Here is a 16,135-nt window from a genome sequence, read left to right as displayed (position 1 = left end):
TCCAAATCTGACTAATTTAATGGCACTATAAAAAAAGGCTGATGACCATTATTACCAGCCCGAAGATCGCAGAGCCGCGCTTCACGCTTCTATTCTGCCGGGGCTTTAGGAACAAACTGATTATAAAACCAACTGGCAAAACAATGCCATTAACGCTAAAAGTAAATGTGCCTAATAGATAATAACCAATCAGTTTCAGGATCAAATGCTCTTCTTCCTCATTCCTGCTGCGGAACAAAAGATAAATCCCGACTGCCCAAAATAGTATAAAGATCATAAACATATGATGCACCCCCTCTTAAATACGGTATTCTGTGTTAAGCAGGAAAGTGCTATAAAAAGGAAACACCCGCTTATCAGCGGGTGTTCAGCTTTAGATGAGGGCTTTTGAAGAGACTATCACGCCATCTTCATCTGCATAGACATATTCTCCCGGCTTCCAGTCAATCCCGCCGAACGTAACAGGGATGTTTCGATCCCCTTTTCCTTCTTTTCTGCTTTTTAAAGGATTGCTGCCGAGTGCCAAGATGCCTGCATCAAGTCTTCCAAGCTCCACTGTATCCCGGACGCACCCATAAATGATCACACCGGCAAGCTTTCGAGATTGAGCAATTTCACCAAGCCGGTCACCCATTAAGGCGCATCTTTTTGATCCGCCGCCATCCACCACCAGTACACTTTCCTCTGGAATGGACTCCAGTGCCTCTTTTACCAGCACGTTATCTTCAAACACTCTAACCGTCGAAATGGGACCCGAAAACTTTCTTTTTTGCCCATAAGATTTAAACTCCTGCTGACAAATGAGCAGTTCTTTGCTGTGGTCATCACATAAATCGGCCGTTTTGAAATCCAAAAGAGATCTCCTCCTTTAGCGCTATTGGCTGTAAAACACTTTATGCCATCCTCTTTATTTCGATATGCAGCAGCCTGTTCCCTTCCTTTTTTAATAATCGAAAGGAAAAGATTGAAGATTTCAGGCATATACCTTTTAGTAAGGAAACGCTCTTAGTTCAGAAAAGCGGAAGCGCCTTGCCCACGAAGGAACGCAGACTAAAAGCGCCACGTCCTTTGGCTATGTCTGCATGACCCCCATCCTGGGGGCCTCAAGCACAAGACGGTTCCTGTAAGAAGGGCGTAATTCCTTCTGAAAGTAAACGGTTAATGACCCCGAGTCCCTAGGAGCCGCAACAAGACATGCTTGTGACCTTGAGAAGGCAGGTGCAGAAGCTAGACAGTTATCGACGTTCAATATTTTATACTTTCTATCTTATGAAAATAGGGAGGTTAAAGGATGGCTCTAATGTGGGCAATTACAATCGGTTTTATGGTTTCTTTGGGACTGGCCGGATTTATGCTTGTCCATTTTTTAAAGGGGGCAATGGATTCCCGTGATTCGACGACAGTTGATAGGATTCAGAGTGATCCGGAAGAGTAGGGAAAAGAGGCTGCAGGAAAGGCAGCCTCTTTCTTAGTTTTGGCAATTTGCGCAGTAAAACGTTTTCCGGGAAGATATTTCTTCTTTCACTATAGGGCTGCTGCAGCGGAGGCATTGTTCTCCTTCTCTGTCATACACTCTGCACTGCTCATTATACCCCCCGGTTTTGGCATCTCCTTTAAACAAAGGCTCTTCCATATACCCCCCAAACTGAATGGCCCGGGTTAAGACGCCCTTCATGGACTGATACAGAATTTTTATTTCATCCTCATTCAATTCATCTGCTTTTCTCATAGGCAGCAGCCCAGCCTCAAAACAGATTTCATCACTGTAGCAGTTGCCGATTCCCGAAAGAAACTGCTGATTGATGAATGTCGTTTTCAGCATGCCTCTTCTGCTTCCAATCAGTTCGCGGAAGGCCGGAAATCCCAGCGTTTGACCCAGAGGCTCCGGTCCAAGATCTGAAAGCTCCTTTTCCACCTCTGTGTCTGTCAGCAAGTGCAGATAGCCAAGTCTTAGTCCTATAAAATAGAGCTTTTTATCTCCAAAAGAAATAATAACCTGTTTTGTGCGGTCAGGATTGTCCGATTCGCTGCCAATATACATCCAGCCGCCCAGCATCAGGTGCAGCAACATATTTTTACCGGAACTCAGCTTGAAAATAAGATGTTTAGCCCTTCGGGTGATTTCGGTTATTTGCGAATTTATCAGCTGACTTTTAAATTGGGCAGGCTGAATGTTGATGGACTTTTCCCGATTTACTTCTACATCAGTAATGACTTTACGGGCCAGCTGCTCCGTTAACAGCCTTCTGTAGGTTTCCATTTCCGGTAGTTCAGGCATAGTGTCAGCTCCTTCCTAAAATACTGTTACCTTAGTATTTAATGGAAGGAATCACTTCATTCCTAAACTACACCTTGAATTTTTTTACAGTTATTCAATATTTCGTAACATCCGTTTCCAATATTTTAATGTTAAAAATGGTACGATCATGTTAAAGGGAGGTTTTTCCAGATGCAAAACAACCGTTCCAGCAAGCAAACTTTTATGTTTTTTATCATTTATTTTGCGTTATTATGCTGTTTAATTTTTGCGGCTGTCATCCTTAATCCTTCTTTTCTACAAGAAAAACCTCAGAAATTTCTTCTGCTTTTTCAAAAGAACTCCAGATTCAGAAGCACAAACGGGAAATGAAAGAAGCTGAGAATGAAGGAAATTGGCAGCCATCCAATACCTTTGTGATCACAGCCATTTCCATTTGCTCTTGTTTAGATATTATCGTTGTGCTTCTCTGGGCCCGTCATGAAAATAAAAAGAAACAGCAAGGGCACTTCTCTAACCCGAATAGATTGACCAATAAGAGGTGGTTCTGGTACTTGGTTTCAATGGGGATTGTTCTGCCCAGGGATGGTAAATTGACTTTCAGCTTGAAAAACTTCATCTTAACTGTTACCTTTTTGGTTTTATTGAAGTTTTGGCTGTTTGACCAGCTTGAGAGCATCTAATATTCATCCCAGACTCCGAATAATAGCCTTATTCAGCTGCGCAATGATATCATCCGCATGCTCAATTCCGATGGATATCCGCACCAACTGCTTGGTTATGCCGAGTTCCCTGCATACTTCAGGAGGCAGTGCCCTGTGCGATGTTGTCAGCGGATGGGATACGGACGTTTCAACACCTGCGAGTGTCGGTACAATTTTAATCCACCCCAGCTCTTTAAAAAACTCATTCACATCAGCACTGTCAGCCAATTCAACCGTAACAATGGCGCCGAACCCCTCTTCACCGTGCTGAAAAGGATAATAGACATTTTTTATTTCTTGATTTTGTTTTAATGCCCTTGCCACTCTTGTAGCATTTGCTGACTGCTGCTTCATTCTGAGAGCCAGAGTTTTCGCTCCCCTGCATGTCAGCCAGGCTTCAAACGGACTTAAATTAGCCCCGAGGTTTACAATTTTTCCGCGTGCTTTTCCAATCAGCTCTTCATCTCCAGCCAGGACACCTGCTGTAATATCGCTATGCCCGCCTATGTATTTGGTTGCACTATGGACGACTAAATCAATACCTTTCAAATAAGGCTGGCAATGATATGGAGTGGCAAATGTATTATCGATCAGGGTTACGAGATTATGCTTCTTAGCCACGCGGACGGCTTCTTCAAGGTTTTCCACCCGCAATAAAGGATTTGTGATGGATTCAGAATAAAGAAGTTTTGTATTCTCCTGTATGGCTGCCTCTACATGCACAGCATCAGAAAAAGGAACAACGGTTACTTCTATACCTAGCTGTGTCAGCTCTTCCTTGATTAAATGGAAGCTGCCGCCGTACAGGTCATCTGCTGCCACAATATGGTCGCCGCTTTTTACCACAGCAAGAACTCCCGCCAGAATGGCGGATAAACCGGATGAGGCAGCCGTCCCGGCCGGTGCTCCTTCCAGGGTGGCAATTAATTCACCAAGCTCATCCGTATTCGGATTGCCGACCCGGGAATAAAGATAATTGCCGTTTCCCTGATAATATCCCTCCAGCTCATCCAGATCATTGAATGCGAAGGCGGAAGTTTGATAGATCGGTGTTACTTTACTTTTAATCTTGCGATTGCTCTTATTTTTCAAGTGCAGAACAGAAGTCTCGAATTTCATTTGGCCTTTCCCCTTTAAAAGAAATAAGGGCTGGACAATGCCCAGACCTTTAATGCGAAAATTAGCTGAATTATAAAAAAATTATATCAATACAGCTTTTATGCGTCAATGAAGGAAAAGATCTCTACTTTACTTCATTCAGAAAGCTTTTAGTCCTGATGCCTGTTCGCCGGATAATTAAAGTTGTGTCTACATTTATATCAGCTTCAGCAAATTTTTCATCCCAGCTTTTCTTGACTTTTTTGAAATTCTGATAATCCTGCCTCATCACAACTTCACCAAAACCAAAAATATCGGTGCCATATTCCTCCTGAACCTTCTCAATCGTTTTTGTGACCATTTCATTAATCTGTTTTTGGGCAGTTTCCCCACTTTCTTTATATGTCTTTGCTTTATCAAACTGATCGTTGCAATGAGTCCCGTCAATATAGGCCTCTGCTCTGATTTTTATATTAATCTTTGCTTTTCCATTTTCGAGTTTCCCTTTAATCTTTGTCCTTGTATCATATACTCTAAGCCCCATATACTGGCTTTCACTGCATTTTACGGTAATTGATGTTTTATTGATTTTATTCTGGATCCATAAGTAATTTCTTGAATCCTCCAATGTCAAAAATCCTTCCAGCTTATCACCTTTGAATATAGCCAGTGAGTCCAGGATGACAAGAGCATCCGGGGTGACTTTCATCATATTTTCCGCACTGGGGCCAGCTTCCGGGTCTCCCTTAATACTGACAGCCGCCATTACAGGCTGTCGTCCCGGGGCGGTCCAGGCTGTAATGACATCATTCATCCTCACTCCTGGGTCTCCACCCCAATCCTTCATCATGGTGTCCAGCTGAGTGTGCAATTTTAAAGAGGTAGATTTCTGAAATTGATACGTCACTTTTAATACATCCGATCCCTTTCCCCCTCTTGCAATCAGAATATTAAAATCATCCCGGATTTCCCGGTTTCTCTCCAGAAAATCAATAAAGTCAATTATGCCTTCTTTAGCAAGTTCCTCTCCAATAATCAAAGTGCGCATGTGGGAATAGATCAAATGCCTGGAAATCCCTTCATTCACTCTATAAGTCAGTTCTGCCAGAGAGTTTCCTTCAGCAGAATAAACAATAGATGGCGCATTTCCGCTGGCGGTGCGGTTATTCAATTCTGTTGCATTTATGCCTTCTACAGTCAGAGTATACTTATCATCCTCGCCCTTATCCACAGCCATTCCTGTCACAACGGTTATTTCACCCAGCTCTCTCTGATCCCAGCACCCAGAGAGCAGTATAGCCGTCAAAAAGGCGGCGAACATCACACCATGTTTTCTCAATTGGACTGCTCTCCTTCCATTGGAGGAGGAGAAGGCGACCCGGTCTTTGGAAATTTCTCAGGATTCTGTGACTTTAGATAAGCTGGCCTCTTCCTCATACTCCAAATCGGGAATCGGAAAAAGACATCTTTCTGCTGCTCAATGATAAAAGGCGCAACCGGTGAAAGATACGGAACACCAAAGGATCTGAGAGAGCTTAAATGGGCGACAATAAAAACAAGAACAATCAGGACTCCATACAGGCCCAGAAAGGCTGACACAATGATCAGCAGGAATCTTAATAGTCTTGCTGCTGCAGCAAAACTATAAGTGGGTGATACAAAATTGGCGATGGCTGTAATGGCGACAATGATGACCATTATGTTTGATATAATCCCTGCCTCAGCTGCAGCCTGTCCGATGACGAGAGCTCCTACAATTGAAACAGTCTGCCCTACAGCCCTAGGCATTCGAACACCGGCTTCACGCAGGATCTCAAAGGTAACTTCCATCAATAACACTTCAATGACTGCCGGAAACGGCACTCCTTCCCGCTGTGCAATGATCCCGAGAAGCAGAGGTGTCGGCAGAAGCTCATGATGAAAGGTTAAAATCCCGACATATAAGGATGGCGTAATCAAGGCAATCATAAACGATAAATACCTGATCATTCTTAAAAAGCTTCCCATCATGAAGTTTTGATAATAATCTTCTGCAATGGAAAAGAAATCTACCAGAACAGCCGGAACCACCAGCACAAAAGGAGTCCCGTCAACAAGAATGGCGATTTTCCCTTCAAGCAAATTGGATGCTACTGAGTCAGGCCTTTCTGTATTCAGTGCAAGCGGAAAAGGTGTGGCGGATTTGTCTGCAATCAGCTCTTCAATATTTCCAGATTCGAAGATGGCGTTCACTTTGATTTGGCCAAGTCTTTTGCGGACTTCCTGAACGATCTTCTCATTTGATATGCCTTTCATATACCCGATGTATACAGAGGTATTAGTCTCAGATCCAATGATGAATTTTTCAAAACGAAGATGTTTATTTTTAATTCTTTTCCTCAGCAGCCTTACATTTGTTGAGATCGATTCCACAAACCCATCCTTAGGCCCCCTAATGACCGTCTGGGTGCTTGGCTCTGTTATAGACCGGTCTTCACCTGAATCCATGGAAAGGGAAAGCGCTTTTTCCATATCTTTAAAAATAATAATGATGTTTCCATAAAGCAGAGCAGTAATGATATCATCGAACGATTCAACCAGCTGGTAGCCTGCCCCTCCAAATTTCTCCTTACATAGTGATTTCAGATCGTCCTCCGTTGTTAACTCAATGCCATCCTCCTTCACGCTGAGTGATTGAAGAATCGTTTCCTTTAATAATTTTGTATCAATCATAGTTTTAAGATAGATAAGCAAAGCATCTTTCCCTTCTGTTTTCAGCTCATCCATGCTTAAATCAACCGTGCTCCCGAACTCTGCATTTATTCTTTTTTTCAGCTGTTCCAGACTCATGCTTTTAAGATCTGGGCCAGTTTCAGCAGCTTCCTGAGGCTGAACAGGATATTCTTTTTTGCGCATTTTTAATAGTGATTTAAGAATACTCAAAACTTCATCCCCTTCACGCCGGGTTTAGCCTTTTTCTTTCGCCGCTTCCATAAAACTGTGATCAGCAGAAGTGATGGCAGTCCGAACTGCAATGGCAAGTGCAAAAAGTATGGAACTATCTCAAGCCCCTCCTGCCAATGATCACCGAAATTCACTGATATCAATATAGAAAATGATGAAACAATCATGGCTACCGGCAATGAAAAATACCTATAAGGAAGACGGAAGGTGTACTCAAGGCCTTTCAACCCTGCAAACATGAACACAGAGCCCTTAACCAAAATCCCCAGCATCATAATAAAAACAACGAGCGCATCAATTCTTTCAATGAAATTGCCGATGGAGACCTCACGAGCTGAGCTGAGCATGGGGAAATTGGAACGTTGCAAAGCATCAGCCCCCAGTGTGACAATCATCAGAAACATCGCAAATAATAAAAGCGAACCTGCAATTCCCACTCCCAGCATGGACACACGCAGGCAATATTTAAAGTTGGTTACAACTGGAAGAATGAGTGTAAATGCAATAAGCTCGCCAAAAGGGAACACGATCAATGTTGGAAATAGCGCATTCAAAACAGGCTTAAGCCCATCTCCGAGCACTGGCTTAATCTCATATAAATTGGCATTGCCGCTTGCAAATAATAGGATGGTTAGAAGAAACAAAAATCCGAATAAATAAGGAGTAAAAATTTCCGAAGTTCTGCCAAGGACTTCAAGACCGAGATATAAAATATAGGCCATCAGCAGACAGATAGTTAGCGAGATAATTTCAATCGGTGTCGACGGCAGAATGGCCGAAGCAATTAATTCACCAAAATCGCGGACCACCCTGCAGGCAAGGTATAAGAAATAAACCACGTAAGTTATAGAAAAAATGATTGCTATCGGCCTTTTAAAGCCAAACTCCATAATCTCGAAAAAATTTTGTCCTGGCACACGGCTAATTAGGAAGTAATAGAATAGCATGATTCCAAACCCTATCATTATGGCGGCTGCTATTGCAATCCAGGCATCTTTCTTGGCATCCCCGCCTACTCCGACAACGATGGCGCTTCCTAAAAGGAAATTGATCAACAATGTCAGCAGCTGGCTGAGAGAGATATTCTCTTTTAACATTCCACACCAATCCCTTTTAAATGTACGTTCAGTTAGCATGTCCAAGCGGTTCCTTTAACTGGATGAGCCTGTTTTTTTTTTCGCTTTAAAGAGACGAAAATCAATGACTGCACTTGAAAGCAGTCCAATAAGTACAGAAACAATAACGATCATTCTTCCAGTGGCAATCTCTGTATACAGTAAATTCCTCAAAGATTCCCAGATCGTATAATCAAATATTTTCATATCAAAAAGTGCAGCTAATATAGTTAATAGCAGAAAAATGCTCAGATAGCTAAATGTAATCATGACTGTACCCCATTAACATTCGATACTGTATATCTTTTCTCGGCCTGCACATTTTATCCAGAAATGATGAAAAAAACAGTGGAGAGCCTGATTTGTCATTCCTCCTGATTAATTAACAATTTAATGGGTATGGTTAGAGAAGGAGAATTTGTATAGGAATAGGGTTTGCAGGAAAAATTATGAATGAATATAATGTTACAGGAGGACAGGGTATGACGACATCCAATCACAAAACGCCCCAATATCCAGAGCCTTATTGGAGGGAGGAGGAACTTCCGGCCTTCGATAAGCTCAGAGAAGATGCTCAAACGGAAGTTGCAATTGTAGGCGGCGGCATCACAGGCATTACAGCGGGTTACCTTCTTGCCAAAGAAGGCTATAAAGTGGCCATTCTTGAAGCCGGCAATATCTTAAACGGTACTACCGGCCATACGACAGCAAAATTAACAGCACAGCATGGATTAATTTATGATGAATTGATTAGTCATTTCGGCGAGGAAAAAACCAAACTTTATTATCAGGCTTCAAGAGATGCTATAGAATTTGTCCGGAACATTGTATCAGAAAAACAAATTGATTGTGATTTCAGCAACGAAGAAGCAATCATATATGCTGTTTCAGAAGAGTATGCACGAAAAGTTGAAAAAGAGCGGCAAGCATACGAAAAACTCGGAATTCCAAGCGGAATGAAAGAGAGCATTCCTTTTAACATCAACACAACAGCGGTGCTCTCCATGCTTGATCAAGCCCAGTTTCATCCGCTGAAATACCTGAAAAAGCTTCTTAAAGACTTTGTGGATTTGGGCGGTATTGTTTATGAAAATACAACAGCCGCAGACATTGAAGAAGGCAGCCTGCCTGATGTCGTGACCAGAGAAGGCCATCGCCTGAAATGCAAATATGTTATTTCTGCTTCCCACTTCCCTTTTGCGGATATGAAAGGTTTTTATTTTGCAAGATTATCTCCGGAAAGATCTTATGTACTTGGCGTAAAAACCAAAGAGGATTTTCCTGGAGGCATGTATTATAGTGCCGATTCACCAACCCGCTCACTGAGGTACACTCCCTATAACGGAGACAAACTTATTTTAGTGAGCGGCGACAGCCACAAGACCGGCCATGGACCAGATACGATGAAGCATTACGAAGCCCTTGAAGTCTTTGCGGAAGAGGTGCTCGGCATAACCGATTATCCTTATCGCTGGTCTGCCCAGGATTTATATACGCTCGATAAAGTCCCGTATATCGGCCCAATTACGTCCAAACAGAAGAATATCTTTGTCGCAACCGGCTACCGGAAATGGGGAATGACAAACGGGACAGCAGCCGCCATGCTGATAAAAGATCAGATTATGGAAAGGGACAACCCTTATGCCGAGCTGTTTACGCCATCCAGATTTCAAGCTGACCCCAGCATCAAAAAATTAATTGCTGCCAATACCGATGTAGCTGGACAGCTGATTAAAGGGAAGCTTGAATTTGTGCCTAAAGAAACAGCAGATTTGTCTCATGATGAAGGCGGAGTCGTGATGATCAATGGCAAGAGGACAGGTGCTTACAGGGATCCTGATGGCAGCCTCCATCTTGTAGATACAACCTGCACCCACATGGGATGTGAATGCGAATGGAACCACGGTGACCGCACCTGGGACTGCCCATGCCACGGCTCCCGCTTCTCCTATGACGGAACAGTCGTTGAAGGTCCAGCTGCCAAGCCTCTGAAAAAGGTTGAAGAATAACTTGAAGAAAAAAGACAGTTCTCCTGAGAAAACTGTCTTTTTCTATGGATTAATCCGCATTTTCGCGAGGATTCACTTGCTTGGTATGGAAATAGTTCCGATTTATGTGCACATAAGAATTTTTCTGTGCAGATATCCCAGTTTTAATGTGCGGAAGCACTTTTACTTAATAAATCTGGCCGCCTGAGAGATTATGCACTGCTTTTACTTTCGGCTAGCTGGATTTTACTTGCAGAAAGCTCATTTTTTTTCGGATAGACCTTTTTATTTTCAGACAGCCTTTTTTCTTGGTGTCTGGCGGCAACAAAAAATCCCCCTTTTAAAAAGGGGAATTTTTTCATCAGTCCTGCACGTTGTTTTCTTTCTTTTCTTTGCTTCCGGTTGTGAATTCAACAAGCTCTTCACTTGTGCGCTGCGGTCTGTGTTTATTGTTATTGCGCTGTGCATTGCCGTTGCCGAGTTTAGTTCTGCCCATATTCTCATCTGCTCCTTTTTTGTTTTTCAGAAGTAGTATGAGTCAATTAACCGGCCGTTATTCTATGCCAGCACTCCAAGTTCTGGAGCCTTTCTATGCTTGGTGGCCTGCTCAAATGCATAAGCAAGCTTAATAAGGAGAGGCTCACTATAGGCAAGCCCTGTAAATGTAATGCCCGCAGGCTCTCCTTCAGGGGTATAGCCGGCCGGTACTGTGATGGATGGATATCCCGCTTTTGCAGGAATGCCTGCTCCATAATTATTCGGGAACACGATGGCATCGAGACGATGCTCTTTCATCACGTAATCAATGCCCTTCTCTCCTGAAAAATAAATATCCTTCTCAAGTGCAGCTATATAGGCCATTTCCGTCAAATTTCCGCTTGATTCCTCCGCTTCAATCAGGAGGGATTGGCCGTATTTTAAGCACTTTACGCTATTATTTTCATTAAAATTAATAACATCGGACAGGGTGCGAATATTAAGATGCGGTGCGACTGTTCTCAGGTAAGCATTCAAATCCGCTTTAAATTCATATGTCAGGACATCTCGGCTCCACTTCTCTTTTGTAGATGGAATCACGACATCGTCCACCACCTCTGCCCCCAGCTCTTTTATATGACTTACTGCCTTATTCATAACTGAGAGCTTTTCAGAACTTAGGTAGTCAAAATAAGTCTCCCTGGCAATGCCGATTCGAGCACCCTGCAAGCCGGCTTCATCAAGGAAAACGGTAAAATCCTTGCCCTGCAGATCTTTATTTGTCATGGTAATCGGATCATTTTCGTCAGGTACTGCAAGCACGTTCAATAATAAGGCGGCATCCTTAACCGTCCTCGCCATAGGACCAGCAGTATCCTGGCTATGGGCAATTGGAATAATGCCGGTTCGGCTGACAAGTCCGACTGTCGGCTTAATTCCAACGAGAGAATTCTGGCTGGCTGGACTTAAAATGGAACCTGATGTCTCCGTTCCAATGGCAGCGGCCGCAAAATTAGCGGCGATGGCTGCACCAGATCCTGCGCTGGAGCCTCCCACATCAAATTTACCCGGCCCATATGGATTCAGCGTCTGTCCGCCTCTTGAGCTGTATCCGCTTGGCATCCCTTCCGTCATAAAATTGGCCCATTCTGTCATATTGGTTTTTCCTAAAATGACGGCTCCCGCTTGCCTTAATTGAGAGGCCACATACGAATCCTTTTGTGCACAATGATTCTTCAAGGCGAGAGAACCTGCAGTTGTCTGCATTTTGTCCCCTGTATCGATATTATCCTTTAACAATATCGGAATGCCGTGAAGAGTGCTGCGCGGCCCCTGCTCTTCTCTTTCCGCATCCAGAGCCGCTGCAATATGCAGTGCATCCGGATTGAGTTCTAAAACAGAATGAATGTTTTTATCCAGCTGTCCAATCCGGTTCATGTACATTAATACAAGTTCATTGGAGGTAATTTCCCCATTCTGCATTTTTTCCTGCAATTCATCTATCGTCGCCTCAAGCAGATAGTCATCATGAAAACTCTTTAGCCTTGGATTCTCCATTATTTAGATTCCCCTTATTCTTTAGTTAAATAAAGTTCCACTTACTAATTCGCTTAGAAAAGGATAAATTCCTTTATATAAAAAAATGCCAGGCACCAACTGATATAGGTGCCTGGCTGTTTGATCTTTATACGATTTGGCCGCCGCGCATTACTTTCTTTTCTGCAGTGAGACCTAGTTCTTTTGCCATTTTCTTAAGTTCGCGCTCTTCTCTTTCAGTAACCAGAGAGATAACGGTTCCGCTTGCGCCGAATCTTCCTGTTCTTCCTGAGCGATGGACATACTGATTCATATCTTTCGGGAAGTCAAAATGCACAACATGGGTTACTCCTTTGATGTCCAGCCCTCTTGCTGCAACATCTGTAGCAATCAGCATATTGGTTTTGCCGGTGCGGAAGTTCTTGATTGCTTTCTGTCTGTCGAATTTGCTCAGATCGCTGTGCAGGGTGCTTGAAGAGATGCTTTTAAAATCAAGCTTTTCGGCCATGACAGTCAGGTTGCCAATATCCTTAACGAATACCAATGCTTTAATGTCCTCGAGTCTTGAGATTTTTTCGAGCATTTTAATTTTGTCCCGTGCTTCTGCTACAAAATAAATATGGTCCACACCTGCAGCCTGAATGGTTTCATCCTTCTCAACACGAATCACTTCAGCATCAGCTGTCAGTTCTTTCGCAAGCTGTTCAACAACCGGAGGCAGTGTGGCTGAGAATAGCAGGACCTGGCGTTCTTTAAGCGTAGATTTAACAATATTTTGGACAGTCTGAGCGTGTTCTGGAACGAGAAGCTGATCTCCTTCATCGAGAACAACCGTTTTTACTTCATGCATTTTCAGCTTTTTCTGTTTAATCAGCTCCAGCACCCGTCCTGGCGTACCCAAAGCGATATGCGGATGCTTTTTCAATTTCTCAAGCTGCCTTTTCACATTGGCTCCGCCAATAAAAGAAGCGGCTTTAATCCCGCTGCCTTCTGCCCATTTTTGGATCTCGCTTAATATCTGCATCACAAGCTCCTGTGAAGAAGCTAAAATGACGGCCTGAACCGCCTGTTTATCCGGGTCAATATTTTCAAGGACCGGCAGCAGGTAAGCAAGTGTTTTGCCTGTTCCAGTCGGGGACTCCGCAATAATATCCCTGCCTTCCAAAGCCAGCGGAACCGCCTCTGCCTGAACGGTCGTTGGCTGTGCAAATGCAGATTTTTTCCATGCCTCCTGGATAAATGGCTTCATATTTTGAATGATAGATTGTGTCATGGGTAACTCCTTTTAACTTTATCGCGTTTAATCAGATATTTATTAGTATAGCCGAAAATCGGAAAAAACTAGTATCGGTAATGATACTAGCTTATAGGCAGGAAGTTGTCCACCCTTAACAGAAAAAGGTGCGAAGCCATTTCTGGCATTCGCACCTTTAAATCTTACTTGTGAATCCATACGGCTCCAGCAGAGTTGTCCTTTGCTTCACCGACCACTTGGAATTTCAGGCCATGTTCCGGAACAATTCGTCCTGCATCAGGAATGAGGCTGTTGATGTATGCTTTAGAATCATCAAAAACAGATATTCCATTTAAACCTGGGTAGTCATAATCACCGCGGGTTGGCGAGCTTACTTCCCACGCGGGTGCTTTGTCCAGGGAAAACGCAGCATCTGCAATCTGATATCTTGTGCTTTGAGATACTGTTTCTTTTCCATCTATCAGACCAGTAATGGCTTCAGGATGTGAATCCACCACTCCAAGAAAACCTTCTCCCGGATGAACGCCAACCCAGTTGTCTGTGTGGCTGTCATCAGCATACCAAACAACTAAACCAGTGTTATATTTTACTCCTCTTGAGTGGGCAAGAGCCGTATCGGAACCTGCGTAGTTTCTCCACTCCAGGTAATAATGGTTCTTCGCATAACTGATTCCGCTGGAAACAATGAATCCGTCAAGAGTCATCTGAGACTCGCCTTCAGCATCGTCGGAAAAAATAACTTTATCATCAGCCGTTACCGAAATATTATCAATAGCAAATCCATCTAATGCCAATCCGCCATCTGTTACATATTCGAATGTCAGGCTAACTTTTTTACCGGCGAATTCACTTAAGTCATATGTCTTATCTACCCATTGTCCTTTTGAAGATTCAGCACGGGCATCGCCATCCGTATCATCATCACCAATTACGTCGAGTTCACCTTCTGTCCCATCGGCTGCTTTTGCAGTAACAGTTAAATAATCATAATCAAACTCAATATCATAATAAACTTTCGCATTGAAGGCAGCTGTCTCCGCATTTGTTAAGTCAAATTCAGGCGTCGTCAAAGTGGTATGAAGGTCATCGCCTTTTGTGCTGTAGTAATATTTTTCGCCGAACGCAGGTGCAATTCCCTTTACTTCTTTTTCAGGAAGATTTACTTTTACAATTCCCGGGTTTTTAGATTTGGTTACACTTTGGTCAATAACAGCTGCCAAGCCTTTTTTATCAATATCTTCATAATTTACTTCCATAATATTGGCCCAGTTTCCGCCCATGCCTTTTTGGAAAAATTCTTTGTTTTGCGGTGAAAAGCTTGTTGGCTCAGTACCTGCTATTTTGCCGTTCCAGCTTCCGCCGCTCATGATGGACCAGGAAGCAACCGGCTCACCTTGACCGGTATACTGCGTATCATACTCATCCGGCAATCCTAAATCGTGGCCGAACTCATGGGCAAACACCCCGACAGCTCCGTCTTCAGGCTGAATCGTATAATCATATGCGCCCATTTTTCCTCCCCAATAATCTACCCTGGCAGTTGTATTCGGAACTGCAAATACTCCGCCAAGCGTCCAGCGGTGAGACCAGATGGCATCATCACCCAGTTTACCTCCGCCAGCTTCCTGTCCTGTACCGGCATGGATAATCATGAGATGGTCAACCAATCCATCAGGCTCGTTAAAGTTTCCATCTCCATCTAAATCATATAGATCAAATTCATCGTATTCTGAAAGATCCATTCCAGCGTCTACAGCTGCTTTTAAAGCCTCTTTTACTAAGTCGCGAGGTCCAAGAGGTGATAGATTATCATGACCTCCGTTAGGGCTATCATCACCATAGTCGGCTGCTTTTCCAGGAACTGTGAGCCATTCTGAAACAGTGCCATCCACCGTGTAGCTGCCGCCGGATTGTTCTTCATAAAACTGCTTAAACGTTTTGACTTTATCTCCATTAAATAATTCAAATTCATTATCGCCAAACATCAGCTTCTCATAATGCTCTTTGCTGAAATCATCAGCGTACATGTAGCCCTCTTCCTGTGTTACATTGTTATGCTTGAAATCTTCAAATTCAGTTAAAAGCACAAGAACTTTATCTGTTCTGACACTGCCATTGTAGTTTGCTTCTTTAGCCGAATCCACTTTAACATAGCCGTCCGGCTTTCCCTTTTTATAGTTTTTATGCCCCTTATTCAGCTGTTTTGTCAGCTTTTCTTTTTGTGTCGTTAAGAAGTCCTTTGTTTTCTTGTCAAATTCATCAGTGTGATCATGACTATTTTCTGTACTTCCAGGCTGCTTTTCACCTTGTTTTTCATTTATGTAATCCTTTACTGCTTTTTCTATTTCTTTTGAGGAAGCATCCTTTTTAACTAATCCTCTTTCTTTTAAGGCCTTTCCCAGCCGATCTTCATTCACAATATTCAAATCAATCGGTGCAGAAAGTTCCTCTGCTGAAGCTTTTGAAGGAGCTGCTGTTGTGCCGGCAAAAGATCCCGCAAATAGTGCAGCTGCCATCATCGTGCTGGCTGTAATGGAAGATACAACCTTAAAAGGTTTATTCTTATGACTCATTATTAAAGCCTCCTATTTAGTCTTTCTGAATTTTCGAAGTGCGAGATTAATTCTATCAAACTAACATAAAGTTTTTAATAGTCTAACAATACTGTTATTTTCATATTTTGATAACATTTGAGTAGGTAATTGTGATCAATTCATTGGTCCCGAAGAGGAAAAATGGGTTCCTAGACCTATTTTAAGGGG

General features: G+C 43.0%; 15 protein-coding genes. 3 read left to right on the top strand and 12 right to left on the bottom strand.

Annotated elements, in window-relative coordinates:
- Nucleotides 1-25 precede the first annotated feature (25 nt).
- Together DFO72_RS16570 and rraA are read right to left on the bottom strand one after the other, a co-directional pair.
- Nucleotides 26-283 (bottom strand): hypothetical protein, encoded by a 258-nt coding sequence (locus DFO72_RS16570; RefSeq protein ID WP_113883058.1) that lies wholly within the window; start codon nt 281-283, stop codon nt 26-28.
- Nucleotides 284-373: 90 nt separating this feature from the next.
- The gene (rraA, locus tag DFO72_RS16565) at nt 374-853 is read right to left on the bottom strand and encodes a ribonuclease E activity regulator RraA (protein ID WP_113883057.1); all 480 of its coding nucleotides are present in this window, start codon (nt 851-853) and stop codon (nt 374-376) included.
- A 438-nt stretch (nt 854-1,291) separates the two neighbouring features.
- On the opposite strand from rraA, the gene DFO72_RS29545 reads away from it, so the two are divergent.
- Nucleotides 1,292-1,435: a hypothetical protein gene (locus DFO72_RS29545; protein ID WP_166672507.1), complete on the top strand. Its 144-nt coding sequence runs from the start codon at nt 1,292-1,294 to the stop codon at nt 1,433-1,435.
- A 33-nt stretch (nt 1,436-1,468) separates the two neighbouring features.
- Here the strand turns inward: DFO72_RS29545 and mutM are convergent, their stop codons facing one another.
- Nucleotides 1,469-2,278: a bifunctional DNA-formamidopyrimidine glycosylase/DNA-(apurinic or apyrimidinic site) lyase gene (gene mutM / locus DFO72_RS16560; protein WP_113883056.1), complete on the bottom strand. Its 810-nt coding sequence runs from the start codon at nt 2,276-2,278 to the stop codon at nt 1,469-1,471.
- A gap of 347 nt (nt 2,279-2,625) precedes the next feature.
- Here mutM and DFO72_RS30015 point away from each other — a divergent pair, with 347 nt between their 5' ends.
- Nucleotides 2,626-2,940: a hypothetical protein gene (locus DFO72_RS30015; RefSeq protein WP_243856189.1), complete on the top strand. Its 315-nt coding sequence runs from the start codon at nt 2,626-2,628 to the stop codon at nt 2,938-2,940.
- A 3-nt stretch (nt 2,941-2,943) separates the two neighbouring features.
- On the opposite strand, the gene DFO72_RS16550 is transcribed toward DFO72_RS30015, so the two are convergent.
- The 5 genes from DFO72_RS16550 to DFO72_RS16530 all read right to left on the bottom strand — a co-directional run bounded on the left by DFO72_RS16550 (nt 2,944) and on the right by DFO72_RS16530 (nt 8,387).
- Nucleotides 2,944-4,080 carry a trans-sulfuration enzyme family protein gene (locus tag DFO72_RS16550; protein ID WP_113883055.1) on the bottom strand — a complete coding sequence of 379 codons (1,137 nt, stop codon included), beginning with the start codon at nt 4,078-4,080 and terminating at the stop codon, nt 2,944-2,946.
- 124 nt (nt 4,081-4,204) lie between these two features.
- Nucleotides 4,205-5,398, bottom strand: a complete 1,194-nt coding sequence (locus tag DFO72_RS16545) for a Ger(x)C family spore germination protein (RefSeq protein ID WP_113883054.1) — start codon at nt 5,396-5,398, stop codon at nt 4,205-4,207.
- Nucleotides 5,395-6,981, bottom strand: a complete 1,587-nt coding sequence (locus DFO72_RS16540; RefSeq protein WP_113883053.1) for a spore germination protein — start codon at nt 6,979-6,981, stop codon at nt 5,395-5,397. Before DFO72_RS16540 ends, DFO72_RS16545 begins: the two co-directional genes overlap by 4 nt.
- A complete protein-coding gene (locus tag DFO72_RS16535) occupies nt 6,978-8,099 on the bottom strand; it encodes a GerAB/ArcD/ProY family transporter (protein WP_113883052.1) in 1,122 nt (373 codons plus the stop codon). The genes DFO72_RS16540 and DFO72_RS16535 overlap by 4 nt, the downstream gene beginning before the upstream one ends.
- A 54-nt stretch (nt 8,100-8,153) precedes the next feature.
- Nucleotides 8,154-8,387 (bottom strand): hypothetical protein, encoded by a 234-nt coding sequence (locus DFO72_RS16530; protein ID WP_113883051.1) that lies wholly within the window; start codon nt 8,385-8,387, stop codon nt 8,154-8,156.
- A 212-nt stretch (nt 8,388-8,599) separates the two neighbouring features.
- Between DFO72_RS16530 and DFO72_RS16525 the strand changes: the two genes are divergently transcribed.
- The gene (locus DFO72_RS16525) at nt 8,600-10,126 is read left to right on the top strand and encodes an FAD-dependent oxidoreductase (RefSeq protein WP_113883050.1); all 1,527 of its coding nucleotides are present in this window, start codon (nt 8,600-8,602) and stop codon (nt 10,124-10,126) included.
- A 340-nt stretch (nt 10,127-10,466) separates the two neighbouring features.
- On the opposite strand, the gene DFO72_RS30420 is transcribed toward DFO72_RS16525, so the two are convergent.
- The 4 genes from DFO72_RS30420 to DFO72_RS16510 all read right to left on the bottom strand — a co-directional run bounded on the left by DFO72_RS30420 (nt 10,467) and on the right by DFO72_RS16510 (nt 15,946).
- A complete protein-coding gene (locus tag DFO72_RS30420; protein WP_258549819.1) occupies nt 10,467-10,601 on the bottom strand; it encodes a hypothetical protein in 135 nt (44 codons plus the stop codon).
- A gap of 62 nt (nt 10,602-10,663) precedes the next feature.
- On the bottom strand, nt 10,664-12,139 hold the full coding sequence (locus tag DFO72_RS16520) for an amidase family protein (RefSeq protein WP_113883049.1): 1,476 nt from the start codon (nt 12,137-12,139) through the stop codon (nt 10,664-10,666).
- A 127-nt stretch (nt 12,140-12,266) separates the two neighbouring features.
- Nucleotides 12,267-13,391: a DEAD/DEAH box helicase gene (locus tag DFO72_RS16515; RefSeq protein WP_113883048.1), complete on the bottom strand. Its 1,125-nt coding sequence runs from the start codon at nt 13,389-13,391 to the stop codon at nt 12,267-12,269.
- 164 nt (nt 13,392-13,555) lie between these two features.
- Nucleotides 13,556-15,946 carry an immune inhibitor A domain-containing protein gene (locus tag DFO72_RS16510; RefSeq protein ID WP_113883047.1) on the bottom strand — a complete coding sequence of 797 codons (2,391 nt, stop codon included), beginning with the start codon at nt 15,944-15,946 and terminating at the stop codon, nt 13,556-13,558.
- Between the last annotated feature and the right edge of the window lie 189 nt (nt 15,947-16,135).

Origin of the sequence: Cytobacillus oceanisediminis (genome assembly GCF_004366035.1) — a bacterium.
GTDB lineage: Bacteria > Bacillota > Bacilli > Bacillales > Cytobacillaceae > Cytobacillus > Cytobacillus oceanisediminis_C.
Note: the sequence above shows the minus strand (reverse complement) of the source record. Positions and strands in the feature narration are given on the sequence as shown.